General features: G+C 70.7%; 25 protein-coding genes and 1 tRNA gene. 13 read left to right on the forward strand and 13 right to left on the reverse strand.

The window, feature by feature from the left end; translation table 11 throughout:
• The first annotated feature begins 26 nt into the window (after positions 1-26).
• The gene (locus H4F98_RS09050) at positions 27-3,386 is read left to right on the forward strand and encodes a hybrid sensor histidine kinase/response regulator (protein ID WP_182686925.1); all 3,360 of its coding nucleotides are present in this window, start codon (positions 27-29) and stop codon (positions 3,384-3,386) included.
• Positions 3,387-3,463: 77 nt separating this feature from the next.
• Positions 3,464-4,327: an amidohydrolase family protein gene (locus H4F98_RS09055; RefSeq protein WP_220479148.1), complete on the forward strand. Its 864-nt coding sequence runs from the start codon at positions 3,464-3,466 to the stop codon at positions 4,325-4,327.
• Between the two features lie 8 nt (positions 4,328-4,335).
• Here the strand turns inward: H4F98_RS09055 and H4F98_RS09060 are convergent, their stop codons facing one another.
• The gene (locus H4F98_RS09060) at positions 4,336-5,013 is read right to left on the reverse strand and encodes a response regulator transcription factor (protein ID WP_182686927.1); all 678 of its coding nucleotides are present in this window, start codon (positions 5,011-5,013) and stop codon (positions 4,336-4,338) included.
• Positions 5,014-5,109: 96 nt separating this feature from the next.
• On the opposite strand from H4F98_RS09060, the gene H4F98_RS09065 reads away from it, so the two are divergent.
• The gene (locus tag H4F98_RS09065; RefSeq protein ID WP_246373024.1) at positions 5,110-6,978 is read left to right on the forward strand and encodes a 3-hydroxybutyrate oligomer hydrolase family protein; all 1,869 of its coding nucleotides are present in this window, start codon (positions 5,110-5,112) and stop codon (positions 6,976-6,978) included.
• A gap of 369 nt (positions 6,979-7,347) precedes the next feature.
• On the opposite strand, the gene H4F98_RS09070 is transcribed toward H4F98_RS09065, so the two are convergent.
• Positions 7,348-8,922: a DUF1501 domain-containing protein gene (locus tag H4F98_RS09070; RefSeq protein ID WP_182686929.1), complete on the reverse strand. Its 1,575-nt coding sequence runs from the start codon at positions 8,920-8,922 to the stop codon at positions 7,348-7,350.
• Positions 8,923-8,932: 10 nt separating this feature from the next.
• Positions 8,933-10,783: a DUF1800 domain-containing protein gene (locus H4F98_RS09075; protein WP_182686931.1), complete on the reverse strand. Its 1,851-nt coding sequence runs from the start codon at positions 10,781-10,783 to the stop codon at positions 8,933-8,935.
• Between the two features lie 197 nt (positions 10,784-10,980).
• Here H4F98_RS09075 and pssA point away from each other — a divergent pair, with 197 nt between their 5' ends.
• From pssA to H4F98_RS09110, 7 genes are all read left to right on the forward strand, one after another.
• Positions 10,981-11,595 carry a CDP-diacylglycerol--serine O-phosphatidyltransferase gene (gene pssA, locus H4F98_RS09080; RefSeq protein WP_182686933.1) on the forward strand — a complete coding sequence of 205 codons (615 nt, stop codon included), beginning with the start codon at positions 10,981-10,983 and terminating at the stop codon, positions 11,593-11,595.
• An 87-nt stretch (positions 11,596-11,682) separates the two neighbouring features.
• Positions 11,683-12,870 (forward strand): class III poly(R)-hydroxyalkanoic acid synthase subunit PhaE, encoded by a 1,188-nt coding sequence (gene phaE, locus H4F98_RS09085; protein WP_182686935.1) that lies wholly within the window; start codon positions 11,683-11,685, stop codon positions 12,868-12,870.
• Between the two features lie 15 nt (positions 12,871-12,885).
• Positions 12,886-13,956 (forward strand): class III poly(R)-hydroxyalkanoic acid synthase subunit PhaC, encoded by a 1,071-nt coding sequence (locus H4F98_RS09090; protein ID WP_182687030.1) that lies wholly within the window; start codon positions 12,886-12,888, stop codon positions 13,954-13,956.
• Positions 13,953-14,339, forward strand: a complete 387-nt coding sequence (locus H4F98_RS09095) for a DUF5329 family protein (RefSeq protein ID WP_220479150.1) — start codon at positions 13,953-13,955, stop codon at positions 14,337-14,339. The genes H4F98_RS09090 and H4F98_RS09095 overlap by 4 nt, the downstream gene beginning before the upstream one ends.
• A 41-nt stretch (positions 14,340-14,380) precedes the next feature.
• A complete protein-coding gene (locus H4F98_RS09100) occupies positions 14,381-14,584 on the forward strand; it encodes a PspC domain-containing protein (protein WP_182686937.1) in 204 nt (67 codons plus the stop codon).
• Between the two features lie 14 nt (positions 14,585-14,598).
• The gene (locus H4F98_RS09105) at positions 14,599-15,030 is read left to right on the forward strand and encodes a hypothetical protein (protein WP_182686939.1); all 432 of its coding nucleotides are present in this window, start codon (positions 14,599-14,601) and stop codon (positions 15,028-15,030) included.
• A gap of 80 nt (positions 15,031-15,110) precedes the next feature.
• Positions 15,111-15,929, forward strand: coding sequence for a PhzF family phenazine biosynthesis protein (locus H4F98_RS09110; RefSeq protein WP_220479151.1), 819 nt, complete (start codon positions 15,111-15,113; stop codon positions 15,927-15,929).
• Here the strand turns inward: H4F98_RS09110 and H4F98_RS09115 are convergent.
• A complete protein-coding gene (locus tag H4F98_RS09115; protein WP_182686941.1) occupies positions 15,926-16,735 on the reverse strand; it encodes an NRDE family protein in 810 nt (269 codons plus the stop codon). The two genes, H4F98_RS09110 and H4F98_RS09115, sit on opposite strands and share 4 nt — an antisense overlap.
• A 54-nt stretch (positions 16,736-16,789) precedes the next feature.
• Positions 16,790-17,947, reverse strand: a complete 1,158-nt coding sequence (locus H4F98_RS09120) for an aminopeptidase (protein WP_182686943.1) — start codon at positions 17,945-17,947, stop codon at positions 16,790-16,792.
• 314 nt (positions 17,948-18,261) lie between these two features.
• On the opposite strand from H4F98_RS09120, the gene H4F98_RS09125 reads away from it, so the two are divergent.
• Positions 18,262-18,348: transfer RNA gene (locus H4F98_RS09125), tRNA-Leu, on the forward strand.
• Between the two features lie 124 nt (positions 18,349-18,472).
• Positions 18,473-19,012, forward strand: coding sequence for a hypothetical protein (locus H4F98_RS09130; protein ID WP_182686945.1), 540 nt, complete (start codon positions 18,473-18,475; stop codon positions 19,010-19,012).
• On the opposite strand, the gene H4F98_RS09135 is transcribed toward H4F98_RS09130, so the two are convergent.
• Positions 18,997-19,449 (reverse strand): DUF2214 family protein, encoded by a 453-nt coding sequence (locus H4F98_RS09135; RefSeq protein ID WP_220479152.1) that lies wholly within the window; start codon positions 19,447-19,449, stop codon positions 18,997-18,999. The genes H4F98_RS09130 and H4F98_RS09135 overlap by 16 nt on opposite strands.
• Positions 19,450-19,661: 212 nt before the next feature.
• Here H4F98_RS09135 and H4F98_RS09140 point away from each other — a divergent pair, with 212 nt between their 5' ends.
• Entirely contained in the window at positions 19,662-20,156 is a 495-nt protein-coding gene (locus H4F98_RS09140) for a hypothetical protein (RefSeq protein WP_182686949.1), read from the forward strand.
• 49 nt (positions 20,157-20,205) lie between these two features.
• On the opposite strand, the gene H4F98_RS09145 is transcribed toward H4F98_RS09140, so the two are convergent.
• The 7 genes from H4F98_RS09145 to H4F98_RS09175 form a co-directional block, all read right to left on the reverse strand.
• Positions 20,206-20,787: a hypothetical protein gene (locus H4F98_RS09145; RefSeq protein ID WP_182686952.1), complete on the reverse strand. Its 582-nt coding sequence runs from the start codon at positions 20,785-20,787 to the stop codon at positions 20,206-20,208.
• Positions 20,784-21,704 (reverse strand): MbnB/TglH/ChrH family RiPP precursor modification enzyme, encoded by a 921-nt coding sequence (locus H4F98_RS09150; RefSeq protein WP_182686954.1) that lies wholly within the window; start codon positions 21,702-21,704, stop codon positions 20,784-20,786. Before H4F98_RS09150 ends, H4F98_RS09145 begins: the two co-directional genes overlap by 4 nt.
• Positions 21,705-21,726: 22 nt before the next feature.
• Positions 21,727-21,957 carry a hypothetical protein gene (locus H4F98_RS09155; protein ID WP_141519040.1) on the reverse strand — a complete coding sequence of 77 codons (231 nt, stop codon included), beginning with the start codon at positions 21,955-21,957 and terminating at the stop codon, positions 21,727-21,729.
• A 318-nt stretch (positions 21,958-22,275) separates the two neighbouring features.
• A complete protein-coding gene (locus tag H4F98_RS09160) occupies positions 22,276-22,872 on the reverse strand; it encodes a cysteine dioxygenase family protein (protein WP_182686956.1) in 597 nt (198 codons plus the stop codon).
• Between the two features lie 42 nt (positions 22,873-22,914).
• Positions 22,915-24,060 carry a homoserine O-acetyltransferase MetX gene (metX, locus tag H4F98_RS09165; RefSeq protein WP_182686958.1) on the reverse strand — a complete coding sequence of 382 codons (1,146 nt, stop codon included), beginning with the start codon at positions 24,058-24,060 and terminating at the stop codon, positions 22,915-22,917.
• A 208-nt stretch (positions 24,061-24,268) separates the two neighbouring features.
• Positions 24,269-24,694: an organic hydroperoxide resistance protein gene (locus tag H4F98_RS09170; RefSeq protein ID WP_182686960.1), complete on the reverse strand. Its 426-nt coding sequence runs from the start codon at positions 24,692-24,694 to the stop codon at positions 24,269-24,271.
• Between the two features lie 124 nt (positions 24,695-24,818).
• Positions 24,819-25,298: a MarR family winged helix-turn-helix transcriptional regulator gene (locus tag H4F98_RS09175; RefSeq protein ID WP_220479153.1), complete on the reverse strand. Its 480-nt coding sequence runs from the start codon at positions 25,296-25,298 to the stop codon at positions 24,819-24,821.
• Between the last annotated feature and the right edge of the window lie 19 nt (positions 25,299-25,317).

The raw sequence follows: 25,317 nt of genomic DNA on the forward strand, positions 1-25,317 counted from the left end.
CGTGACAGCGGCGGGGGCCGGCCGGCATGACGCTGGGTTACGCGACCGTCGCGATCGCCAGCCTGGCCTGGCTGGCGCTGATGTTCGGCGCCGCGCTCTACGCCGAGCGTACGCCGACGGTATGGGCGCGCCACTGGCGCCACGTCTACGCCCTCTCGCTGGCGGTGCACTGCACCTCCTGGACCTTCTACGGCACCGTCACCCAGGCCGCGCGCTACGGCTGGCCGCTGCCGCCCACCTTCCTGGGCGCGATCGTGTTCTATGTCCTGGCGATGGGCTTCATGGTCCGGCTGGTGCGGCTGGCGCGCGAGACCAATGCCACTTCGCTCGCCGACCTGATCGCCACGCGCCTGGGCAAGGACGCCTGGCTTGCGGCCACGGTGACCCTGGTCGCCGCGCTCGGCCTGGTCCCCTACATCGCGCTGCAGCTCAAGGCCGTGGCGATGAGTTTCGCGATGCTCACCGCGGGCGCGGCCGATCCCGACCGGGTCCCGCCCTGGCAGGACATCGCGCTGTACGTGGCCCTGGCGATGGCCCTGTTCGCGATGCTGTTCGGCACGCGCCGCGCCAGTGCCGCCGAGCACAATCGCGGCCTGGTGCTGGCGATGGCCTTCGAGTCCGTGTTCAAGCTGGTGGCGATGCTCGCCATCGGCGCCTTCGTCTGGTTCGGCCTGGCCGGCATGCCCGATGCGCCGGTGGCGCTGCCGGTCGCGCCCACCAGTGGCGGCTTCATCCCGCTGGTCCTGCTGGGTGGCCTGGCGATGTTCATCCTCCCGCACCAGTTCCATGTCGGCGTGGTCGAATGCCGCAACGAGCACGACGTGGCCACGGCCCGTTGGCTGTTCCCGCTCTATCTGTTGCTGATCGCCTTGCCGGTCCTGCCGCTGGCGAAGGCCGGTGCCGCGCTGCTGGGCGGCAGCGCGGTGCCGTCGGACCTGTACGTGCTGGCCCTGCCGCTGTCGCAGGGGCAGCACGCGCTGGCGCTGCTCGCATTCCTCGGCGGCCTCAGCGCGGCCACCGGCATGGTCGTGGTGAGCACGCTGACGCTGAGCCTGATGATCGGCAACCACTGGTTCGCCCCCGGGCTGCTGCGCGGCGCCTGGTCGCGCAACGACGGCAGCGACCTGCGCGGTCGCGTGCTCGCGCTCCGGCGCGGCGGCATCGTGGTCATCATGCTGCTCGCCTGGGGCTACAGCCGGCTGGTGGCGAGCAACGATGCGCTGGCCGACGTGGGCGCGGTGTCGTTCTCGGCGCTGGCCACGCTCGCACCGGCCCTGGGCTTCGCGGTCTGGCGGCCGCAGACGCCGCCCCGCGCCGCCGTGGTGGGCGTGGTCGCGGGCTTCCTGGTCTGGGCCTGGGTCCTGTTGACGCCGATGTACCTCGCCTCGCGCGGCGTGGCGCCGGCATGGCTGGTCGACGGGCCGCTGGGCTGGGCCTGGCTCTCGCCCGACGGCCTGTTCGGACTGACCGGTTGGAGCCGGCTGGGGCGCGCGGTGGGGGCGAGCCTCTTCGTGGGCACGGCGGCGACCCTTCTGGCGGCCACGCTGCGCCGCGAGGCGCCCCGGTTCGCGCAGCGGGGACTGGATGCGAAGACCCTGCGCGATGCCGGCCTGCGCTTCCTCCCGCGCGAGCGCGTACAGCAATGGCTCGAGGGCGTGGAAGGCAACGGGCCGGTGCCGGCCGTGACCGAAGCGGCGATCGAGCGCGAACTCGCCGCGGTGCTGGGCTCGGCCTCGGCGCGGGTCCTGCTCGATGCTGCCCGACGCGAAGTCGGCAGCGGCCTGGACACCGTCGCCCAGATCGTCGGCGAGGCCTCGGCCGACCTGCGCTTCAACCAGCGCGTGCTCGAGGCTGCGCTGCACAACATGAGCCAGGGCATCAGCGTGGTCGACTCGGACCTGCGCCTGGTCGCCTGGAACCGGCGCTACGTCGAGCTCTTCGGCTTCCCGGAGTCACTGCTGCAGGTAGGGCGGCCCATCGCCGACCTCGCGCGCTGGGCTATGCGGCAGGTCCCGCCGGACGGCGACATGGAGCGCGCGCTCGACCGCAGGCTGGCCTACATGCGCGCCGGCACGGTGCACCTGAGCGAACGCGTGCTGCCCGACGGCAGCATCGTCGAGATCCGCGGCAACCCCATGCCAGGGGGCGGTTTCGTGGCGACGTTCACCGACGTCACCGCGTTCCGCCGTGCCGAGGCCGGGCTCATCCAGGCCAACGAAACACTGGAGCAGCGCGTCGTCGAGCGCACCACCGACCTGGAAGCGGCCAAGCGCGAGGCCGAACGCGCAAACGAGGCCAAGAGCCGCTTCCTCGCCGCGATCGGCCACGACCTGATGCAGCCGCTGCATGCCGCGCAGTTGTTCGCCGATGCCCTCCAGCAGCAGGTGGACGGACCCCAGCGCGACGCCGTGTCGCAGATCAGCGGCGCCCTGGACTCCACCAGCGACCTGTTGACTGGCCTGCTCGACATGTCGCGCCTGCAGGCCGGTGGGCTGGCGCCGCAGGCGCGCGATTTCCCCCTGGCGGAAGTGCTCGAGCCGCTGGCCTCGGAGTTCGGCGCCATCGCCGCGGCGCGCGGCCTGGCCTTCCGTTTCGTCCCCAGCCGCGCCTGGGTGCACAGCGACCCGCAGTTGCTGCGGCGGGTGCTGCAGAACTTCCTCGCCAACGCGGTCCGCTACACGCCGCGCGGGGCGGTGCTGCTGGGCGTTCGGCGCGAAGGCGGGCAGGTGCGGATCCAGGTGCACGACACCGGACCGGGCATCGCGCCGGAGCAGCAGCGGGTCATCTTCGACGAGTTCCGCCGCGGCGAGGACGCGCCGGGACAAGGCCTCGGCCTGGGCCTGTCGATCGCCGATCGCATCGCGCAATTGCTCGACGTCCCGATCCGCCTGCGCAGCCAACCGGGCCGGGGTACCGTGTTCGACGTCGCGATGCCGTGCCTGGCCGGCATCGGCACGGTCGCGGCCGCGGCTTCCACGGCCGTGCGCGCGGCGGACGCCTCGGAGGTACTGGTCGTCGACAACGACCCCCAGGCACTGGCGGCGTTGGCGACGGTCTTGCGCGGCTGGGGCTACCGAGTGCGCACGGCCGATGGCGGTGCCGGCGCGGAGCGCGCGCTGGCGTCGACGCCCGCCGCGCTCTGGCTGTTCGACTACCACCTCGACGACGGCGATACCGGTGTCGCGCTTGCCGAGCGCCTGGCCGGGGCGTTCGGTGGCCGGCCCACCCTGATCCTGAGCGCGGATACCGGCGAAGCCGTGCGTCGCGCCGTCCACGAGGCGGGCCTGCCGTTGATCGCCAAGCCGCTCAAGCCGCTCGCCCTGAAGTCCGTGCTCGATCGCCTCTTGGCCTCGCGGTCCGCAACGCCGGGGGCCATCGCCGGCTGAGCCGGGCGCAATCGCGCCACGAGGGTCCGATCGTCCGGCTAGACTGGCGGGCGACCCACTCCAGGAGGCCCTGGTCCATGCGTTCCCTGCCGCTGCTTTGCCTGTCGCTGCTGCTCTGCCTTTCCACTGCGTCCGCACGGGAGGCGGCGCCCCCGGTATTCGACGTGCACGTGCATCTGCGCGATGGCGAGACCTCGCTGCAGGCCTTCGAGGCCGATGCCCGCGCCGCCGGGATCGAACTTGCCGGGCTGGGCGCGATGTGGTTCGGCGGGCCGCACCAGGCGCTGGCGGGCGATCCGGCAGACATCCGCTCCCGCAACGACGGCGTGATCGCGCTCGCGGCCCGGCATCCGGAGGTCGTGCCGATCGGCACGGTGCACCCGTACGACGGCCAGGCCGCCCTGGACGAGCTCGAGCGCATTGCCGCCCGGGGCGTCAAGGTGCTCAAGCTGCACGCCCACACGCAGCGGTTCGACGTCGCCGATCCCCGCGTCCTGGCACTGGTGCGCAAGGCCGGCGAGCTGGGCGTGGCGGTGCTGATGGACAACGCCAACATCGTCGCCGGCGACAGCGAGAACCTGTTCAACCTCGCGCTGCGAGCGCAGGACACCACGTTCATCTTCGCGCACACCGGCGGGCTCAACTTCCGCTTCTGGAACATCCTTCCACTGGCGCGCACCGCCGACGGCATCGACATGGGCAACGTCTACTTCGACATCTCGGCGACGTTGCTGTTGATGGCCGACTCGCCGATCGAGGACGAGTTCCTGTGGACCCTGCGCAACGTCGGCATCGACCACGTGATCCTGGGCTCCGATCATCCGCAGATATCGCTCGCCATGACCCTGGAGGCTTTCGATCGCCTGGATCTCAGCGACGAGGAGAAGGCGGCGATCCGCTTCGGCAATGCCCGTCGCCTGTTCGGGCTCGACTCACCCTGAGGTGGCGCTCAGCCCGGCGTGCCGTCGGGCATCTGACGGCTGGGGTCGCTGAGCTCCAGTTCGCGCAGCACCACGCCGGCCTGTGTGCGATTGCGCACGCCCAGGCGCTCGAAGATCGCCGACAGGTGGGCCTTGACGGTGCGTTCCTGCACGTCGAGCCGGTCGGCGATCTGCTTGTTGAGCAGTCCCTGCGCGACGAGGGTGAGGACGCGGAACTGTTGCGGCGACAGGCTGGCGAGCCGGGCGGCGAGATCGGCGTCCGCGCGCGAGCTCTCGGTCCGGGCCACGGTGCCGCGAAGGGCCGGCGGCAGCCACTGTTCGCAGGCGAGGACGGCGCGGATCGCGTCGCGCAGCTCATCCAGTCCCGCACTCTTGGGCAGGTAGCCGGCGGCCCCGTGGTCGAGGGCCCGGCGGACCACGCGCGGATCGTCGTTCGCCGAGACCACCACGACCGCGACGCCCGGGAACTGCGCCCGGATCGCGGCGAGCCCGGCCAGGCCGTGGTTGCCGGGCATGTGCAGGTCCAGCAGCACCAGGTCGATGCCCGGATCGGCGTCCAGGGCTCCCAGTACCGCGTCCAGGGTGTCGGCCTCGCGGACCACGGCGCCGGGGACCGCGTCCGTGGCGGCCTGGCGCAGCGCGGCGCGGAACAGGGGGTGGTCGTCGGCGATCAACAGGCTGGACATGCGACTAGCCTACAAGCCATTGCGCGGATGCGGGTGGGACGCGCGCTCGTACATAAGTACGATGGGCGCGTGGAGCGGGGTTGGTAGTCTGAGCGCATGACCACGAATCCGCTGCCATCGTCCCTGCGTTGCCTGGCCCTGGGCCTGGCCCTCGCCACCGCCGCCTGCGCCACGACCCCAGCGACCGCGCCCGACGTGGGCGCCGGTCCCTCACAGGAGACGCCGATGTTCACGGCCGAACGCATGACCGGGCATCGCGCGGGCGACGACCTGCTGACCGCCGGGCTCGGCCTGGCCGGCTTGCGCGACATGGCCGGTCCCGCGTTCGCCGACCCCCTGCATCCCAGCGCGGCGGAATCGCGGCGACGCGCGATCTGGAGCAACTGGCGCGGGATCGCCGACCTCGCCCCCGGGGGTGGCTTCGGCGATCTGTATGGCAGCACCGCCGACGTGCCCGGCCGCGAGTACAGTGCGTTGGCCCGCGTCGGAGGTGCCCACCAGCCGCATCGCGTGCTGGTCCAGGTGCCGGACGCGTTCGACCAGCAAAAGCGATGCGTCGTGGTGAGCGCGGCCTCGGGTTCGCGCGGCGTTTACGGGTCGATCGCGGTCGCCGGCGCCTGGGGCCTGCCACGGGGCTGCGCCGTCGCGTACACCGACAAGGGCGCCGGTAGCGACTACTTCGATCTCGACAGCGGGCAGGGCATCGCCGCCGACGGCACGCCCGCGGAGGGCGAGGGCCTGGCGTTCGCGCCGCTCGTCGCGCCGTCCGCGGACGGGGACGTGCGCGGCGTCGCGGTCAAGCACGCGCAGTCGGGCGACAACCCCGAGGCCGATTGGGGTCGTCACGTCGAGCAGGCGGCGCGGTTCGCCCTGCACGCGCTCGACCGGGCATTTCCTGCGTCGGCGCCGTTCACCACCGACAACACGAGGATCATCGCGGTCGGCATTTCCAACGGCGGCGGCGCGGTGTTGCGTGCCGCCGAGCTGGAGGGCGACTGGCTGGACGCGGTGGTGGCGGGCGAACCCAATGTCGACGTCGAAGGCGGCCGCAGCCTGTACGACTACGCCACCGAAGCGGCGCTGCTGATGCCCTGCGCACTGCTCGACCCGGCGTTGGGACCGCTGCCGCAACCGCCGCTGGCGGCCCAGGTCGACGCCGCGGGACTTGCGCGCTGCGGCGCGCTGAAGGCCGCGGGACTGGTGGACGGGGCGGGTGCGGCGGCACAAGCCGTCGACGCGCATCGCCGTCTCAATGACAGTGGTTTCAGCGACGATGCCCTCCGGGCCGGCGTGCTTTCCTCGGGCTTCGACCTCTGGCGCGCGGTCGCGGTGACCTATGCCTCCGCTTATGGGCGTTACGCGCCTGGCGCCCATCCATGCGGTTTCAGCTTCGCTGCGCTCGACGCCAACGGCGCGCCGCGACCGACGACCGCCGCCGAGCGCGCAACCTGGTGGTCGGATGGCAGCGGCATTCCGCCGGGCGGTGGCATCGGCCTCGTGCAGGCGCCGGTCGCGGCGCCCGATCCCGGTTTCGATGGCCTGCGTTGCCTGCGCGCGCTGTGGACGGGCGAGGGCGCCGATGCCCGGCGCGTCCGCGCGGGCATCGCCGAAATCCGGGCCGCGGCGCCGCGCGAGGGCCTGCCGGTGGTCGTGGTCCACGGTACCGACGACGGCCTCATCCCGCCCGCATTCAGCAGTCGTCCCTACGTGGCGATGGCCCGCGCCGCCGGTCGCGACGTGCGCTACTGGCAGGTCGGCCATGCCCAGCATTTCGATGCCTTCCTCGGACTGCCCGACTACGCGGCGCGCTACCTTCCGCTGCTGCCCTATGTGTACAGCGCGCTGGACCGTGTCGATGCCTACCTCGATGGCGCGGGCCCGTTGCCGTCGGATGCCGTGATCGCGAACCGTCCACGCGGCAGTGGCGCAGCGCTGGAGGCCGGGCACCTCGCGATGCCGGAGTAGGCGATCCGGGATGGCTGATCGGGTGCGGGCAAACGGACTGCATGCATCTTGGCCCGCGAGGCCCGGGTAAGCGAAGCGCAGCCGGAGCCCCGATAAAGCCAAAAGCCGGATCCCAGCGTTCGCTGGGATGACGCAGGTGGGGTCTGCCGGCCACGTAGCCCGGGTAAGCGAAGCGCACCCGGGGCCCCGGCAATAGGGGTCGAGAATCATAGGGCGCAATAAGCGACGCGTATTGCACCCAGCGTAACCGGCACGCCGCGGCGTTACCCGCAGGGTGGGTCGATCCGAACGCAACACCCACCGTCTACGGTCGCCACGGCCCATGATGGGCTGCGCGAAGCAACACCCATCATGGGTTTTCCGCGGATATCAGGGCATGACGTCGCGGAAGAAGCGTTCGACCCGGCGCTGGAGCTGGCGGATCTCGCGCTGGACCTGTTGTGTCCAGTCGGGCCGGGGTTGGGGTGCCGTCGGAGTGGGCGTGGGCGCCGGTCGCGGCCGGTCGACCGTCGATGGCCGCGTGGGCGTCGAGGGCCGGGGCGCGACGGGGCGGCGGGATGGCGCGATGGCCGATGCCGCGACGGCCGGTGTCGCGGCCGATGCGGCCATGCCGACCGGGGTGAGGTCGCTGCCCTTCATGATGCCCATCGGCGTATAACCCCCATAGCCGGGGAACACCGCGCCGAGGTTCGGGTTGCGCATGCGGCGGATCAGGATCTCCGACAGCACGCGGCGATGGTCGGTGGTCACCGGTACGTCGCCGTAGTAGGGCGACAGCACCTGCGGGTCGAGGCCCAGCCAGTTGCCGTAGAGCTTGCGGCCATTGACCGTGCCGCCCATCACCAGCATGGGATTGCCATAGCCATGGTCGGTGCCGCGGTTGGCGTTCTCGCGGACGCGGCGGCCGAACTCGGACTGCACCACGGTGGTCACGCGCGAGAGGTGGCCGCTCGCCGCGAGCGTCGCGTGGAAGGCCGAAAGCGCCTGCGACAGTTCGTCGATCTTGTTCTGGTAATAGTGGTAGCCGCTGCCGGCGGTGCCCTGGCCGTCGTGGGTGTCCCAGCCGCCCAGGTCGAGCGTGGCATAACGCAGTCCCAGGTTCATCTGGATGGACTGCGCCACCGTCCACAGCTGGCGGGCGAAGGTGCTGGTGGGCCAATCGGCCGGCAGGTTCTCGTAGGGCTGTTGCGCGATCACGCGCAGTGCACTCTCGGCGCGCGCGCCGCTGCGCTCCAGTCCGGTCTTGCCCGGCGTCCACATCGACTCCAGGACGTCGTTGATGCCGACCAGGTCGTCCGGGGAGTTGTCCCGGGCCTTCTGCCACGACCAGGCCCCGGCGTTGAGCGCGAAGTCGGCCGGGCTGCCCATCGTCAGCGCCGTGGTGCTGCCGTTGAAGTTCGCCGGCTGCCGGCTGTTGACCGCCAGTCCGGTGAGCGGCATCGACGCGGTCACGTCGGGCTGCGTGTCCAGCGCACGGGCCAGCCAGCCGGTGCCCGTGCCTTGCCGGCCCGGCGTGCCCAGGTCGATGGACAACTGCGCATCGAAATGGCTGCGGGTGACGGACGTCAGCAGGCCGCAGCACTGCACGATGCCCAGCATGCCGTCGTTCCACAGGTCGCGCAGTCCGGTGGCCGACGGGTGCAGGCCAAAGCCGGTGGCGCTGCCATTGCCCAGTGTCAGAGGCAGCGCGCCGTAGGCCCCGCTGGCCGCGATGGCGAGGTCGGGGCGTGCCTGTTCGTAGTGGATGCGGTCCTGTCCGTTGACGGGCAGCACCAGGTTCAGTCCGTCCATGCCGCCCCGCAGGAACACCGACACGACGGTATCGTGGTTGTTGGCCGCCTGGGCCGCGCCCGAGAAGAACAGGCCGGGGCCCACCGCGCCGATGGCGGTCGCCGCCGCGCAGCCCTTGAGGAAATCGCGGCGACTGTGCTCGATCGTCTTCATCATCGCCTCCTCAACGGCTCAGGAATTCGGGTGACATCAGGATCAGGGACACCATGCTGCGAAGGCGCTCCTGGTTGTAGTGGTTCTTCAGGTCGTTGCCTGCCCAGGCATTCGTGTCGGCGATGAGGTGCGACGCCGGGTCGCCGTTCTGCGCCATGAAACCGATCAGGAGTTGCCTGCGCGCACTGGCGGGCGCACGCCCGAGGATCCGGTTGCACCAGTAGTCGACCAGCCGCGTCGCGGTCCACTGCGGTACCTGGGCGCGGGTGGTCGCGAGGATCGGCAGCAGTGGCACGTCCGCGTCCCTGGCCTCGGTGAGCCAGTTCAACAGCTTCCAGTCCATGGCCAGGCTGTTGGCGCCGGTCCAGGCCTGTTCCGTGTCGGGGTATCCGTTGGGCGCCGGCCAGGCATAGGGCTCGTGTCCGGTGAAGCCCAGGCGCCACATGAAGCTGTTGGACGCGTCGTTGTCCAGGCGCAGCGTCCAGTCGCTGCCGGTCGCGCGCATCGCGGCGACGATGGCCTCGAACGGTCTGCGCGCCTTCTGGCCCCAGGCGTTGTACATCGGGCTCGAGTTGAGGATGTGGCGGAGCACGCGTTCGATCTGGTCGGCACGTTGCCAGTTCTGCCGGAAGACCGAAGCAGCGCTCCTGACCAGCGACTCGGACGGCTCGTCGCCGACGAAACGCCGGATCAGCTTCGAGCACACGAAGCGCGCGACCGCGGGGTGGCTGGCCAGCCGGTCGAGGATGTCGCGGCCGTCCTTCATCGCCGGCTGCTCGGGATTGAGCAGCTTGCCAAGGACGAATTTCGGGCCCGCGTCGTGCCAGGACTGGCGATAGACGAAGCTGCCGTCGTTGTCGTCGGGAAACTCCCAGTGCCCGTTCTTCATTGTCCAGCCGGTGAAGGCGGACGCGGTCTCGTAGACGTCGATGTCGGTGTAGCCCGATGGATAGCCCGGGTCGATCGGGTCGGGCGGCACCGCGAACGGATCCATGAAGCCCAGGTAGTTGGCCGCGCCGAAGGTGTGCAGCTCCAGCAGCTCGCGCGCCCAGTTCTCGTTGGGGCCGGCGCGGGTGTTGGAGACATTGTCCAGGTAGTACAGCATGGCCGGGCTGGTGGCGACCGCCTCCAGCATGCTGCGGAAGTTGCCCAGGGCGTGCTTGCGGATGACGTCGCGGTCGTAGTGCACGTAGACCGGCCCGGCCGAGTAGTCGCCGGCGGTGACGTTGAAGTGGTCGTGCCAGAAATTGACGACCACCTCGCGCAGCTGGCGCCGCGAATGGGTGGCCCGCACAAACGCGGCCCGCTGGATCTCCCAGGCGGGGCGCATGCGTGTGTCGTACTCGGGGTCGCCGAGCACGTGCCCCGACCACAACTGCGCCAGCGACTTGCCCAGCGTCGTGTAACCCGCGCCGGAGAGCCGGCTTTCCACGGCACTGTCGTCGATGGCGGTCCAGTCGAGCTGCCAGTCGACCCAGTTCGCCAGACGGTCGGCATCGGTGCCGCCCAGCGCATTGAACTCCGACAGTGCCTGCGGCGTGATGCCATAGCTGAGGTTGGACAGCATGCGCACCGCGAACGGGGGTCGGGCAAGGGTCAGCAGTGCCGGAGGCGAGCTGCGTGCCGCGCGTGGCGCCTGGACGCCATGCGGTTCGGCCGTGGACGCCGGCCCTCCGGCGTTGTCGCCCAGGTGGCCCTGGGTGGGGATCCCCACGCCGTTGCCATAGCGACGGGCGAGGAATGCCGGGTCGACCCCGCTTCCGGCCATCGTCGAGGTCGGCGCCACGGCCGACGTCCTTGCCCGCGGTTGCGACGAACCGGCCATGCGCATGCTGCGCATGACCTCATCTGCGATCGACATGTCCTGTTTCCCCTGGGTGCAGCCCCCTGCACACTGGACTATACCGCCGGCGCGCGTCATTGCCGTGGCGGGCTTCACAAAGCCGGGAAATCCGTCGGGCCCGTCCCTCCGGCCGGGGCGGTGCGCTTGCAGGGCGGGGGGCGGCTTTGGCAGGCTGGTCGCTTCCGGTCCTCCGCGACCGTTGCCGGGCCGATCCCATGCGCCGCCACTTCTCGATGCTCCGTGAGTTCCACCTGGCGGACTGGTTCACCCTTGCCAACGCCATCTGCGGGATGGGCGCGATCTTCGCGTCGATGCACTACCTGCAATTCGGCCTGTCGCGCAGCCTGATGGTCGGCATGGGACTGATCCCGCTGGCCTTCATCTTCGACGCCCTGGACGGGCGCATCGCGCGCTGGCGCAACTCGGCCGGTACCCTGGGGCGCGAGCTCGATTCGCTCGCCGACGTCATCTCCTTCGGCGTGGCGCCGGCGGCGCTCGCCTATGCCTGTGGCCTCCATGGCGGCTGGGACTGGCTGGTGCTCAGCTATTTCGTCGGTTGCGGCGTGAGCCGGCTGGCCCGCTACAACGTCACCGCCGAACAGTTGTCGGGCGACGAAGGCAAGGTCACCCATTTCGAGGGGACGCCCATTCCGACCAGCCTGGTCCTCGTGGTGGTGCTGGCGGTGGCGGCCTGGCAGGGCGCGATCGGCGAGGCGATCTGGTTCGGCGCCCTCCAGCTCGGCCCCTGGAAACTGCATCCACTGGTGCTGATGTTCGCCCTGTCGGGCTCGCTGATGATCAGCAAGACCCTGCGCATTCCCAAGCCCTGAATGCGCGGGCGCCCGCCACCGGGCGGCTCCCTTCGCGCTTTCTGAAACACGGCATTGCTATGATCGGGGCTCGTTTTGGAGGGCACCATGGCAGACCGTTCTTTCGGCGACTTCGACGCGCTGGCGCGCCAGTACTGGAACCAGTGGGGCGAGATGATGCGCGCCGCCGGGGCACCCCCCGCGCAAGCGCAGCCGACCATGCCCGGCTGGGACGATGCGATTGGCTGGTGGTCGAAGCTGGCCTCCGGCGGGATGCCCGAGGCGAATGCGGCGGTCGGGCGCTTCGAGCGCCAGGCCGGCGACTGGTTCGGCCGCATCCAGCAACTGGCCGCGGGCTTCGTTGGCCGCAACCCGGCGGCCGCGGACGTGGTGGATGCCTGGAAGCAGATGCTCGGCGGCGCCCGCGCGAACCCCTTCGGCGACGTGTTCGCCTCGATGGGTGGACAGGGCCAGCAGGGCTTCGACCAGTGGTTCGAGCAGGCCGCGCCGTTCATTTCCGCGCTACAGGGCGAGGGGCGCAGCTGGCTGGGCATGCCCGCGTTCGGCTTCGCCCGCGAGCACCAGGAGCGCTGGCAGCGCATCGCGCGCCTGCAGGTCGATTACCAGGAGCGCAGCCAGGCCTGCCAGCAACTGATGGTGGAGGCCGGCCAGAAGGCATTCGTGCGGTTCGAGGAGAAACTCGCCGCGCATGCCGAGCCCGGCCGGCAACTGACGTCCGCGCGTGCCCTGTTCGACGTCTGGATCGACGCCGCGGAAGACGCCTATGCCGAGGTCGCCCTGTCTCCGGAGTACCGCGCCGACTTCGGTGAGATGGTCAACGCGCAGATGCGCCTGCGGGCCGCCCTGCAGCACGAGGTCGAGCTGGTTGCCGGGCTGTTCGGGATGCCTTCGCGCACCGAGATCGACTCCGCCCACCGCAAGATCGTCCAGCTCGAGCGCGAGCTCCGGCACCTGCGCGAACGCGCGGACGCGACCGGAATGGAGGAGGCGCCGTCCGGGCGCGGTCCTCCGCGCAAGAGCAGCACGCAGGCGGCGGCCGGTTCCGCCCGCGCCACCAAGCCGGCCAAGACGGGCGCCCGGCGGACCGCCTCCGCCACCCAGCGCACGCCGCGCGCGTCGACCACGACCGGGAAGAAGACGGCGGCGAAGTCCAAGGCCACCACCGCTTCGCGCCCGCGCGCTTCCACGGCACGCGCCACGCCCGGGAGCAGGACGGCATCGCCGCGCGCCACCCCGGCGCGGCCGGGCAAGGCCACGGGCAAGGGAGGCCGCTGAATGGATCGCGTCGACATCAATGCCCCCCTGCATTTCACGGCCGAGTCGCTGGCCGAGGAGGCCATGGGCGTCCAGTCCAAGCTGCGTGCCGGGCTCGACACCCTGCGCCAGGTCGAGGACGTCGACTACGGGGCGACCGCGAAGGACGAGGTCTGGCGCGATGGCCGGGTGGTGCTGTACCGCTTCCGCGGCGAGCGCGCGCCCACCGCGACAGTGCCGGTGCTGATCGCCTACGCCCTGGTCAATCGCCCGTACATGACCGACCTGCAGGCCGACAAGTCGATCGTGCGTGGCCTGCTCGAGCGCGGCGAGGACGTGTACATCCTCGACTGGGGATACCCGGACCGCTCCGATCGTTACCTGGAGCTCGAGGACTACATCCAGCGCTTCCTGGGCGGCGCGGTCGACCACCTGCGCCGGCAAAGCGGGCACGACGCGATCAACCTGCTGGGCATCTGCCAGGGCGGCGCGTTCTCCCTGTGCTACGCGGCGCTCAACCCGGCGAAGGTGCGCAACCTCATCACCATGGTGACGCCGGTGGATTTCCACACCGAGGGCAACATGCTCTCGCACTGGACCCAGGGCATCGACGTCGACCAGTTCGTCGACACGCTGGGCAACGTGCCCGCCGACCTGATGAACTGGTGCTACCTGACCCTCAAGCCGTGGCGGCTGTTCGTGCAGAAGTACGTCGGCCTGGTCGACATCCTCGACAACCGCCAGGCGGTCGAGGACTTCCTGCGCATGGAGAAGTGGATCTTCGACTCGCCCGATCTCGCGGGCGAGGCGTTCCGGCAGTTCATCAAGATGTTCTACCAGGCCAACGGCTTCCTGAAGGGCGGCATCCGCATCGGCCAGCGAGAGGTCGACCTTTCGCGCATCACAATGCCGGTGCTGAACATCTATGCCCTGCAGGACCACCTGGTGCCGCCGGCCGCCTCGCAGGCGCTCGGTGGCCTGGTGGCGACCGACGACTACACCGAGCATTCCTTCCGCGGTGGACACATCGGCATCTACGTGTCGGGTCGCGCGCAGCGCGAGGTACCGGAGGCCATCCACGACTGGCTGGCCCAGCGCGCACCGTGATCGCGCGCCCAGCGCGGGTCGCCCTGGTGATGGCGCTTGCGTTCGTCGCGATCCCCGTGTCGGCCGAGCCGCCGCCGGAAACAGTGCGCGAGATGGAAGGGCTGATCGATGCCCTACGCGACTCGGGTTGCGAGTTCCAGCGCAATGGGCGCTGGTACGACGGCGGGCGCGCGGCCACGCACCTTCGTCGCAAGCAGGCATGGCTGCTCGAGCGCGACCTGATCTCGTCGAGCGAACAGTTCATCGAGCGTGCGGGCTCCCGCAGTAGCCTCACCGGACGTCCCTACCAGGTGCGTTGCCCAGGTGCTGATCCGATGCCCTCGGCACGCTGGCTGAACGAGACGCTTGAATCCCTGCGTGCCCGCACATCGCCATCACGGTGACTGTCTACACTGACAGCATGGCAGTCCCGGAGTCCCCCCACATGAGTCAGAACCCGCGTCCCTTCACGCGCTCGCGGCACGACAAGATGATCGGCGGCGTCATGGGCGGCATCGCCCGGCGTTTCGGATGGAATTCCACGATGTTGCGCGTCGTGTTCGTGCTCGTGTCCATCCTGTCGGCGGCCTTTCCCGGCATCATCGTCTACCTGATCCTCTGGCTCCTGATGCCCGAGGAAACCGACTGAGGCAGCTCCCCGGAATGCACCGGGCGACGTTCCTCGCGGGCCTGGTCTGGGCCTCGCCCAACAGCGCGCTCGGCCTCGTTGCCGGCCTGGTCGGCCTCCCGTTCGGTGCGCGCGCGTCATGGCGTCCCCGCGAGATGGCGCTGGTCTTCCAGCGCTGGCCGTGGGGGCCGGGCGGGGCAATCACCCTGGGCAACGTCATCCTGCACACCGGCGCCGACCTGGACGAAGCGTGCATGACCTATGCCCACCGCGCCGGCGAGTGCGAAGCACCGCCGATCCGCATGAGCGACCACGAGCGTGCGCACGTGCTGCAGTACATGGTGCTCGGTCCGCTGTTCCTCCCCCTGTACCTGGCCTGCGGCGGCGTCAGCGTCCGCAATCGCTTCGAGCGCGCGGCCGACCGCTATGCGCTGACCGGCGACGGCTGGTGGCCCTGGCGGGACTGATCCCGACGCAACCCGGAGCGCGCATGCGGTGCGCGACCGGGCCTTGCTAGCATGCAGGCCCCGCCGCAGGAACGCCGGACATGGCCGCGACGCGACACGAAAACGATTCCGGCATCGCCCTGGACCTCTACCAGGTCGATGCCTTCACCGGCCGCGTCTTCGGTGGCAATCCCGCCGCGGTCTGCCCCCTCGATGCCTGGTTGCCCGACGCCACGCTGCAGGCGATCGCGGCGGAGAACAATCTCTCGGAGACCGCCTTCTTCGTGCGCGAAGACGATGGCTTCGCGCTGCGCTGGTTCACGCCCACCGTCGAGGTCGACCTGTGCGGTCACGCCACGCTGGCGACGGCCTGGGTGGTCGTGCACTGCCTGGGCGACGCCTCGTCGCTGCTGCGCTTCTCCACGCGCAGCGGCGTGCTGACCGTCGCCCGCGATGGCGAAGCGCTGGTGATGGATTTCCCCGCGCGACCGCCGGTGCCCTGCGAGCCTCCACCGGGCCTGCTGGCGGCACTGGGACTGGCGGGCGGCCCGCTGCAGGTTCTGGAGGCCGACGACTACATCGTGGTGGTCGAGGATGCCGCGGTCGTCGCTTCGCTGGCGCCCGACATCCGCGCGCTGGCGGGCCTGCCCAACCGCGGCGTGGCGGTGACCGCGCCGGGCGGCGACGTCGACTTCGTCTCGCGCTGGTTCGGGCCGAACGTGGGCGTGGACGAAGACCCCGTCACCGGCTCGGCGCACACGGCCCTGGCGCCGTACTGGTCGGCGCGCCTGGGCAAGCCCCGGCTGCGTGCGCGCCAGGGCGGCCGCAGGCAGGGGACGCTGGAATGCGAGCTCGCTGGCGATCGCGTGCGCCTGCGCGGCCAGGCCGTGGTCTACATGCAGGGACGCATCCGCGTCTAGCGTCGAGCGGACCCGGGCGGGCTGGCGAGGACCTGCATCGCGTCCCCGACGATGCGGCCGGCGGGATCGAACCGGCGCTCGTAGAAGCCGATCGCATCGGCCTCGACCAGCACGATCGTGCTGCATCGCGTGCCGTAGGTGGCGTCCTTGACGAAGGCGGGCGAAAGCGCGCGCTCCAACGCCAGTCCCACGCCGGTGTCGGGCAGCGCGTCGTCGGGCGCCGGGGTCGACTCGGCGAGGGCATCCAGCAAGGGCGCCAGCGACCGCACGTCGTCGGCATCGCGCGCCGTGGATGCCGGGTCGTCCAGCCAGTCCGACAAGGCGCGGCTCGCGTGGCCGCTCTTGGGCCAGGGGGCATCGAAGGCGCCATTCGACATGGCATGCAGGCCAGGTGCGACGTCCCGCGCCACGAAACCCGGATGGTTGCTGGCAAAGCCGAGGCGGTCGCCGTCCCAGGCCAGCTGGTTGAAGCGACCATAGTCGTCGGCCGTGACGGAGAGGCCGGACAGCCACGACGCCGTGTCGTACTCGCCGGCGACGAAGTCGTGCACCAGGGCGCCACGCGAGCGCGGCGACGCCCCCTCCGGCCTTCCTGCGCGGACGTTGGTCACCGCCGAGAACCGCCGTCGCGACGAGGCCAGCAACCAGCTGCCGCCCGCGACCAGGTCGCGTCCGCCGTAGATGTCGCGACGTTCCGGGTCGAAGCCCGCCGGCGCGGCGGGGCGTGCGTGGAGCTCGTCGCGATTGGCGATGACGGCAAGGGTGTAGCGGGGGTGGGCCTTCCAGGCCAGGGCGATCAGGCACATGCGCGCATGGTAGGCAATCGCGCGGCGCTCGCGAAGGGCGACGGGACCCTGCGATCAGCGCGATGATTCATCGGCCACCGGGCCATCGTCGGGCTCGAGGCTGGCCGGCGCGCCCTCGCGCCGGGGCGCCAGGGCGTCGAGCCTGGTCTGGCGCACCGCGGCCGGCTCGCCGGCGAGCGCGGCGGTACGGGCATGGAAGCAGTCCCACTGCCGGCCGCAGGCGTCGAACACCGCAGCGAAGGCCGGCACCCACGTGTCGTACAGGCCCATCGGCACCAGTTTGGCATTGGTGATCGGCGCCTCGACCCAGCGGTCGAAGCGCGCGTCGCCCGCCCAGTCGGTGCGCCGGCGCGCGGCATACGCATCGCGGAAGCCGGCGATGGCGCGCTCGCGCTGCGCGCGCATCGCCTCGACCGGCAGGTCGCGCGCATAGATCCCGGCCAGCCGCTCGCGCAGCGCGAGCGCCATGGCGACGAACGCCCGCTCGCGCGCCTCGCGGTCCCCGTCCGGTGCCGGCAGGCCGCGCGATGCCCGCCATTCGCGCACGCCCTCGCGTTCGACGAAGCTCGCGATCGACTCGTTGAAGGCGGTGTCGTCGCGCACGTACAGCTGCTGGTGCTCGAGTTCGTGGAAGACCACGCCGACCGGGTCGTCCTGCTCCACGCCCATCATGCTGCTGAGCACCGGGTCGTCGAACCAGCCCAGGGTCGAATAGGCCGACGTGCCGCCGATCCATGTCTGGTGGCCAAGCGCCTGCAGGCGGCGGGCCTCCTGCCGCGCCTTGTCCAGCGTGAAATAACCGCGGTATGCCACGCAGCCGGCGACGGGGAAGCAGTGCGTGACCGGTTCCACCGAGAACTCCGGCGCGGCGAACACGTTCCAGGTGACGTAGGGCCGGTCGAGCGCGACGTACTCGGTATAGCTGCCATTGCGCGGCAGGCCGAGGCGGGCGGACGCGAACTCGCGCGCCTCCAGCAGCTCGGACAGGGCCCGCCGCCGCGAGGCCGGGATGGCAGGATCGGCGAGCAGTTCGGCGATCGGCCGGCGTTCGCCCATCAGGCGCAACTGGCCGCTGCCAACGTGGGCGTAGTAGCCCAGCGACTGGCAGGCCGACAACAGACCGCCAAGCGCCAACAGGCCCAGCACGCAGGCCGCCCGTCGGGGTCGCCGGGTGGGCAGGGCGGCGCGAGCGGCAGCTGGGAGCGGGGCCATGCGAGCAGGATACCGGTGTCCCAGGAAGGGGCGGCCCGGGGACGGCCGGCGATGCGCCGACGAACGGCCGCTGTTCATTCACCCGCGTGTAACGCTGGCATGCCGGGCCGGCGCTAGCATCCACGTGCCGGGTACGCAGGCGACGGACAAGTCCACCATAGACGCAAGTCCGCGCCGTATATCCGGTCAAGAAGCCCGACCGCCCAGCCCCGGATAGCTGGACGACCGGGCTTTCTCGTCCCGCCGCCTCGGAGGATCTCCGCCATCCAGGCCATTCCCGCGGTCGATGCTGCTCCGCTATACTGCGCGGCCGCGCCGAAGTGGCGGAATCGGTAGACGCAGCGGATTCAAAATCCGCCGCCCTTAAAAGCGTGTGGGTTCGAGTCCCACCTTCGGCACCAGCACTGCTGCCCGTCCGGCCTCGCCGGATGCGTGCAGGCGACAGGCCCGCCTTGCGCGGGCTTTTTCGTGCCTGTCCGCCGGATCCGATCCTGTGCGCCGCCACCGCGCACGTATGCTGGCGCCATGGAAGGCCTGCCCCTCGATGCGTTGACCCCGGCACGACCGCGATGGCCCGGCCGGAGCGCGCGCGGCTCGGTGGTCCTGGCGCTGGCGGACGAGGTCTTTGCCGGATTGCCGTCGGACTGCGTCCTGCCCGAGTGCCGGATGGTGCGGAAGCGCGAATTCCACCTGACCCTGCTGTCGTCGCAAGAAGCGGCGGCGGTCGAATGCGGTCTGCCGGTCCAGGCCTGGGCCACGAGGTTCGAGGTCCTCGACTGGTCGCTCCGCCTGACCGGTGAGGCCTGGTTGCTGCACGAGTCCACCCAGGACGGCGAGGCATGGGCCCTGGCGGCCTGCGCGGCTTGTCCCGCGCTGGAGGCGTTTCGCGACTCGATCGCGCGGGCCAGCGGTGTGCCGCTGCCCCGGGCGCCGGCCCACGTGACCCTGTTCACGACGCCCGGTAGCCGCGGCATCGGCCTGCCGTCCCGGGCGGTGTTCCGGGCGCTACGGGTCAGGCCGGTCCTCCAGGCGCCCTCCGCGGGCGGCGATCAGAATCCGCCGTAGCGCGCCATCGCGGCGGCGAGGACGAAGATCACCGCGACCGCGGCCAGCTCGATGCGGACCACGCGTCGCGCACGGGCCACGTCGGCGGCCGGCGGGACGAAGCCCGGATCGTGGCGCAGGGCACGACGCCAGCGCAGGAAATTGAGTGTCGGCAGCGCCGACAACAGGCCAGTGAGTACGTACAGCCCGATCTTGGCGTGGAACCAGGGATTGTGCAGGTAGAAGTCCCAGCCCTTGATGCCGTAGAGCAGGCGCAGCACCCCCGCGCCCAGCAGCAGCACGGCGGTGGCGCCATAGCCGGTGTCCAGGCCCGTCAGCCGCCGGGCCACGCCGGCGTCCACGGTGCCGCGCAGCAGCACGGCCTCGGCCACCAGCATCGATACCAGGCCGAACACGAGCAGGTGGTGCAGGGCGGCAAGCAGCAGGTCGGTCATCATCGGCGCGGCTCCAGTCGGCAGGCGCCTACGCTATCGGCGCGGCCCCCGTGCTTCAAGCACCCGGCCGAGTCGACGCGGTCGTCACGCGGGCTTCGCCTCGCCTTGAGTCGCTTCGTGCCAGTGTGTCGTTACGGCCAGCCGCCGAGCCTGGCGCGATGTCCGGCACCGGGCGCGGTCGGCGCGTCCCGACGCATCCAGTCCTGGAGGGCGAGATGAAGCACCGACACGTATTCCGCAGCCGCGACCTGGCGCATGCCAGGGCCGGCATCGCACTGGCCCGCGAGAGCGGGGTGGAGGACACGGACATCGCCCTGGTGGCGCGACCGGACATCGAGATGCACGGCGTGCCCAATCGCCGCAAGGAAGCCGATACCGATTTCATGCCGGCGGCGCTCAAGGGCGCCCTGTACGGCGGCCTCACCGGCGTGGCGATCGGCCTGCTGGCGATGGCGATCGAACCCGGGCATTTCGGCCTCGTCGCGGTCGCGGTGATGGCGGTCTGCGGCGTGCTCGTCGGGGCGTGGGCATCCTCGTTGATGGGCTCGGCCCTGCCCGATCCGATCCGTCGCGAGTTCGCCAAGGACATCGATGCCGGGCATGTCCTGTTGCTGATCGACGCCGACGAGGACCTGCACCGGCAGATCGAACCGCGACTGGTCGAGCAGGGCTACGTCGCGCTGGGTCGCGGGCACATGTCGCCGCCCTGACGGGCATGGCGATCGCGCGGCCCTGGCACCGCGGCTGCTGGCCCCGGGCTCAATGCGGCGCCATTCGCCACTGGATGTGGCCGTCTTGCCCACGCGTGGCCACCGCGTCCACGCGTTGCCGGGGCACGTGGCGGGGCCGCCCGCCCGCGGCCAGTGCGGCCAGGACGGGGGCCGGGTCGTGTTCGAAGGCCACCGCCTCGGGGTGACCGTCCGCGCCCGCGGCCTCCAGCCGCAGGAGCGCCCGTTCGAAGGCGAGGACATCGTGCAGGTAGCGCATCCGCAGCCGTCGGCGCTTGAGGAATTCGCAGAAGTCCAACGCCTCGGGCAGGAAGGAGAAGCTGGAGGGCGGGCGTTCCAGCCAGAACCGCGACAGCTCCCGCGACAGGCGCCGGCCGCCGAGCAGTTGGCAGGTCATCGGCAGCAGCGCGCGAAGCTTGCCCAGTCGGAACCCCTTGTGCAGCGTCCGGTTGATGTCCAGCCCACGGTCGTCGGCGATCGCGCGAAGGCGGCGCATCTCGCGCGTGCTCAGCTCGACGCGTGGCGGGAACGGCTTCTGCGCGCGGATGCCGTCGCGGAACTCCGGTTCGGCGATGAGCCGGAACAGGATCGACTGGAATCCGTGCAGGCTCACGTGCCGACCTCGCGTTGCGCCGGGTGTGCGGTAGCCTCGCCCTGGCAGCGCGACCAGAGCGCCTGAAGGCGTTCCAGGTCGGCCTGGATCGCGTCCAGGCCGACGCTCTCGACCCAGGAGCCGAAGATCTCGAAGGTGACGCCGCCGATGTTCCGGCAGCGCGGCAGCGTCCACTCCAGCAGGTGCCAGACCGCTTCGGGGATCACGTCCGAATGGGCATCGAGGTAGAAGCCGTCGAGCTCCATGCCGCCGGCGACGTGGATCTCGCCGACATGGCGCATGTCCAGGTGGCGCAGCACGTCGAAGGGGTCGAAGCCGTGGTTGCGGGCGTTGGTGTGCAGGTTGTGCAGGTCGAGCAGCAGGCCGCAACCGCTTTCGCGGCACAACGTGTCCAGGAAGGTAGCCTCGTCCATCTCCGCTTCGGGAATATCGAAGTAGTAGACGTTGTTCTCGAGCAGGAAGGGCGCCGGGACGCGCCGCATCACCTCGCGTATGCGCGGCACCAGCAGGTCGATCGATTCGCGGTCGCGCGCCAGTGGCAACGTGATGCCCGCGTTCGCGCGCACGCCCTGGTGCTCGGCGAGGTGGAAGGCCAGGTGGTCGCTGTGCCAGGGGAAGCGGTGGCGTTGCCACCAGCGCTCGACCTGGCCCAGGTGGTCGGTCTCGAAGCCGTCGGCGCTGCCGATCGAGAGCCCGATGCCGTGGGCGACGAGGGGCCAGCGGCGCGCCAGCGACGACACCGTGCCCAGGCCCTTGGCATCCTCGAGGTAGCGTGGTTCGACGGCCGGGCCGCGATCGGTCCAGAAGATGTCGGGCACCACCTCGACGTAGTCGATGGGCGGGGATGCGGAGTCGAAGAGGGGGTTCAGCGGGGCCTGGTACGCCAGGCCCACGCCGAGTTTCGGGAGCGCATGCATGCGCCGTCCTCCTGGCGATGCGCTAGCGCATCCCCTTCATCACGATGTCTTCGATGATGAAGCGGTCCAGTCCGGACAGGCACGGGCGGCAACCGCGGATGCCGGGCAGTTCCGGCACGACCAGGGTCTCCTTGAGGATGCCGACGAGGTCGTCGAAGGAGGTGTCGGGGGCCAGCGACAGGCGGACTTCCGACAGCGCGGCCTTGCGGGTGAGGCTGGGCTTGATCGCCCGGGTGGGGGCTTTGACTGCCATGGGGGATTCTCCATTTTCATGACATGTTGGCCTGGCGGAAATCCTTGACCGACGTCTAGGCCAGTGGTGCTCGGTCCATGCACCGTCCGTTGCGGGAGGCATGATCGTCCCTGACGTCCCCCTGCAGCCAAGCCAACGCCGCCGGGGCGGGAAACAGGACAGGCGCGGGAACGCATGAAACAAGGGGTTTCTGGCCCGGATCGTGCATGCATGCGCGATGCCGCCCGGCAGGGCGCGGCGTCGGGGCGACGCGGCGTCGCCCGGGGCGTGGAATCGTTCGTCGGGACGCAGCGGGCCTGCCCCGCCGCGGCGGGCCTCTCAGTGGGCCTCGTCGACCTCGAGCGGCTTGGCCTGGCGGGCGTACCACTCGTCGCGCTCGGGCACGAACATCGAGCAGCACTCCATCGGGGCCTTGTAGATATGCACCGACACCGCCACCGCGTCGGGGCTGGTGTTGCGGATGGTGTGGTATTCGTGCGGCGGGATCAGGCTGCCCGCGCTGCCCGGCCCGGCCTGCATGCCGCCGGCGGCACGGAAGCGGAAGCGCTCGCCCTCGTGCTCGAGCAGTTCGTACTGGGTGATTTCCAGTTCGCCGTCCCAGACGCCCTCCACGCACCACAGCCCGCAATGGTCGTGCACCGGCGTGCCCTGGCCGGGCCCCCAGGTCATCGCCACGACGCTGTAGCCGTGCTCGGCGCTGCGATAGATCTCGCGACGGGCGTAGTGGTCCTCGATCGGCTCGTAGATGCAGTCGGGCAGGGCGATGTCGCGGTCGCGGATCATCCGGCACAGGGTGTTGCGCAGGGCCGCGGTGATCGCGTGGTCGTCGCCGGCGCTGACGGCGGCGTCCAGCGCGGAGACCAGCTTGTCGTGACCGGGAAAAGCGATGTCGGGGATCTGGGCGTCGGCGTGCATGGCGCCATTCTACGCCCCGGCGGCATGGGGCGCAGCGGGCGTTCAGCCAAGCCCGTCGAGGAATCCGCGCACGGCCGGGCCAAAGCGCTCGAAGTCCACCAGGAAGGCGTCGTGGCCCTGGGGCGAGGGCAGCGGCAGGAAGGTCGCGTCGCAACCGCCGGCGCGCAGCCCCTCGGCGATCTCTTCCTGCTGCTGGAGCGGGAACAGGATGTCGGTATGCACGCCGATCGCCAGCGCCTTCTCCAGCCCGGACCGGCCCAGGGCGGCAAGCGCACCGTGGGCGTCGGTGTCGTGGTCGCCGCAGTGGGGCGAGCAGTAGTCGCCCAGGTCGAACCAGTCCATCGAGCGGCTCATGAACATGTAGCTGTTGGGGTCGAAGCGGCGGACGAAGCGGCGCGCGTGCGCTTCCAGGTAGCTCTCGACCTCGAACTCGAGCCCGAACGGCTCGTCGTCGGCGCGGTCGGAGTCGAGCCTGACCCGGCCGAAGCGGCCGTCCCATTCCAGCGCCGAGCGATAGGTGATCACGCCGAGCTTGCGCGCCATGCGCATCCCCGATTCGGGGTAATGCGCGTCGTCGTAGCGGCCGCCGTTCCATTCCGGGTCCAGGCGGATGGCCTCGCGTTGCAGCGAGCGGATCGCGATTGAGAACGGCAGCGCCCGCGCCGCGCCGGAAATGTTGACGTGCGCGCGCGCGATGCCGGGGCGTTGCCACAGCAGGGCCAGCGCCGTCATGCCGCCCATGGAGTTGCCCACCAGGCAGGCCAGGCGGCGGATACCGAGCGCGTCGACCACGTGCGCGGCAGCACGCGCGCCGTCCTCGATCGACAGGGCCGGGAAGTCGAGTGCGTACGGTCGGCCGGTCCCGGGATCCGGCGAGGCCGGGCCGGTCGAGCCCTTGCAGCTGCCCAGCGCGTTGACGCAGACCACGAACCAGCGGTCGGTGTCGATCGGCTTGCCCGGCCCGAGCATGGCTTCCCACCAGCCGGGTTCGGGGTTGCCGTCGTTGGACGCGGCATGGGCGTCGGGCGACAGCCCGGTGAGGATGAGGATCGCGTTGTCGCCGTCGGCCGACAGCGTGCCCCAGGTCTCGTAGGCGACCCGCGCGCCGTGGAGTTCACCGCCTCGCTTCATCGGGAAGGGCGAGGGCAGGTCGAAGTAGCGGGTGCCGGGCGGGATGAATTCGGTCATGCGTTCGCGCGCGTCCTGTGCTCGGGAGGCCGCGTCGTGCGCGGTCCGGAAGGGGCAGTGTGCCTGCGCGCGACGCGGATGTCGCGGCAGGGCGCGGATGGATTCTGCGGCGTGCGTGGCCGCCAGGGAAATGACGATGCGCGAGGCGCCGGGAACCGATGGTTATGGCGACGCCTCCCTTCCCGCAAGCGGGAAGGGAGGCGCGGACTCAAGCGACGACCAGCGTGACGTCGATGTTGCCGCGGGTCGCGTTGGAGTATGGGCACACCTGGTGCGCCTTCTCGACCAGGGCCTCGGCCTCGGCGCGCGCCATGCCCGGGATCGTCACCTTCAGCTCGACCTCGATGCCGAAGCCGCCGGGGACCTGGCCGATGCCGACGGTGCCTTCGATCGAGGTGTCGGCGGGGAGGCTGGTGCGCGCCTGGCCGGCGACGAACTTGAGTGCGCCGATGAAGCAGGCCGAGTAGCCGGCCGCGAACAACTGCTCGGGGTTGGTGCCGGTACCGCCGGCGCCGCCGAGTTCGCGCGGGGTCGACAGTTGCAGGTCCAGCTCACCGTCGGCGGACACCGCGCGGCCGTCGCGGCCTCCGGTGGCAGTGGCGGTGGCGCGGTAGAGGACGTTTTCGATGGACATGGGATGACTCCTTGGCTGGGGAAGGTCGGCGTGGCCGGGTGGCCGTCGCACGGGGATGGGATTGTTGGCGATATGATCGTGCACGATCTAAAAGCGGGCCCCTCATCCATGCAGGGCGAAGGGTTCAGTCGGGGGTGCTTGCCTGCAGGTCGCCGCGCAAGCGTTCGAGATGGGTCTTGAGCGATGCCAGTTCCGCCGGCGCCATCGGCGTGGCGCACATCAGCTGGCGGGGCACCGCCATGGCCGGGGCCTTCAGCGCCCGGCCGGCCGGGCTGAGGGTGATCACGACCTGCCGCTCGTCATCGGCCGAGCGGGTGCGCGAGAGCAGGCCGGCCGCTTCCATCCGCTTGAGCAGCGGGGTGAGCGTGGCCGAATCGAGGAACAGGCGCTCCCCGAGCTGAGAGACCGTCAAGCCGTCGCGCTCCCACAGCACCAGCATCGCCAAGTACTGCGGGTAGGTGAGTCCCAGCGGCGCCAGCAGCTTGCGGTAGACCTTGGTCATCGCAAGCGAAGTCGAATGCAGGGCGAAGCACAGCTGCCTGTCCAGGGCCAGCGGACTGGCAGCGGACGGTTCGGCGTGGACCTTGGCGCGACGGTTCGACATGGCGCCCATTTACATAGCG

This window comes from Marilutibacter spongiae (assembly GCF_014145325.1).
GTDB lineage: Bacteria > Pseudomonadota > Gammaproteobacteria > Xanthomonadales > Xanthomonadaceae > Marilutibacter > Marilutibacter spongiae.

Coding starts and splice junctions, on each gene's coding strand:
- H4F98_RS09050 (WP_182686925.1), top strand. CDS start 27: ATGACGCTGGGTTACGCGACCGTCGCGATCGCCAGCCTGGCCTGGCTG.
- H4F98_RS09055 (WP_220479148.1), top strand. CDS start 3,464: ATGCGTTCCCTGCCGCTGCTTTGCCTGTCGCTGCTGCTCTGCCTTTCC.
- H4F98_RS09060 (WP_182686927.1), bottom strand. CDS start 5,013: ATGTCCAGCCTGTTGATCGCCGACGACCACCCCCTGTTCCGCGCCGCG.
- H4F98_RS09065 (WP_246373024.1), top strand. CDS start 5,110: ATGACCACGAATCCGCTGCCATCGTCCCTGCGTTGCCTGGCCCTGGGC.
- H4F98_RS09070 (WP_182686929.1), bottom strand. CDS start 8,922: ATGAAGACGATCGAGCACAGTCGCCGCGATTTCCTCAAGGGCTGCGCG.
- H4F98_RS09075 (WP_182686931.1), bottom strand. CDS start 10,783: ATGTCGATCGCAGATGAGGTCATGCGCAGCATGCGCATGGCCGGTTCG.
- pssA (WP_182686933.1), top strand. CDS start 10,981: ATGCGCCGCCACTTCTCGATGCTCCGTGAGTTCCACCTGGCGGACTGG.
- phaE (WP_182686935.1), top strand. CDS start 11,683: ATGGCAGACCGTTCTTTCGGCGACTTCGACGCGCTGGCGCGCCAGTAC.
- H4F98_RS09100 (WP_182686937.1), top strand. CDS start 14,381: ATGAGTCAGAACCCGCGTCCCTTCACGCGCTCGCGGCACGACAAGATG.
- H4F98_RS09105 (WP_182686939.1), top strand. CDS start 14,599: ATGCACCGGGCGACGTTCCTCGCGGGCCTGGTCTGGGCCTCGCCCAAC.
- H4F98_RS09110 (WP_220479151.1), top strand. CDS start 15,111: ATGGCCGCGACGCGACACGAAAACGATTCCGGCATCGCCCTGGACCTC.
- H4F98_RS09115 (WP_182686941.1), bottom strand. CDS start 16,735: ATGTGCCTGATCGCCCTGGCCTGGAAGGCCCACCCCCGCTACACCCTT.
- H4F98_RS09120 (WP_182686943.1), bottom strand. CDS start 17,947: ATGGCCCCGCTCCCAGCTGCCGCTCGCGCCGCCCTGCCCACCCGGCGA.
- H4F98_RS09130 (WP_182686945.1), top strand. CDS start 18,473: ATGGAAGGCCTGCCCCTCGATGCGTTGACCCCGGCACGACCGCGATGG.
- H4F98_RS09135 (WP_220479152.1), bottom strand. CDS start 19,449: ATGATGACCGACCTGCTGCTTGCCGCCCTGCACCACCTGCTCGTGTTC.
- H4F98_RS09140 (WP_182686949.1), top strand. CDS start 19,662: ATGAAGCACCGACACGTATTCCGCAGCCGCGACCTGGCGCATGCCAGG.
- H4F98_RS09150 (WP_182686954.1), bottom strand. CDS start 21,704: ATGCATGCGCTCCCGAAACTCGGCGTGGGCCTGGCGTACCAGGCCCCG.
- H4F98_RS09155 (WP_141519040.1), bottom strand. CDS start 21,957: ATGGCAGTCAAAGCCCCCACCCGGGCGATCAAGCCCAGCCTCACCCGC.
- H4F98_RS09160 (WP_182686956.1), bottom strand. CDS start 22,872: ATGCACGCCGACGCCCAGATCCCCGACATCGCTTTTCCCGGTCACGAC.
- metX (WP_182686958.1), bottom strand. CDS start 24,060: ATGACCGAATTCATCCCGCCCGGCACCCGCTACTTCGACCTGCCCTCG.
- H4F98_RS09170 (WP_182686960.1), bottom strand. CDS start 24,694: ATGTCCATCGAAAACGTCCTCTACCGCGCCACCGCCACTGCCACCGGA.
- H4F98_RS09175 (WP_220479153.1), bottom strand. CDS start 25,298: ATGTCGAACCGTCGCGCCAAGGTCCACGCCGAACCGTCCGCTGCCAGT.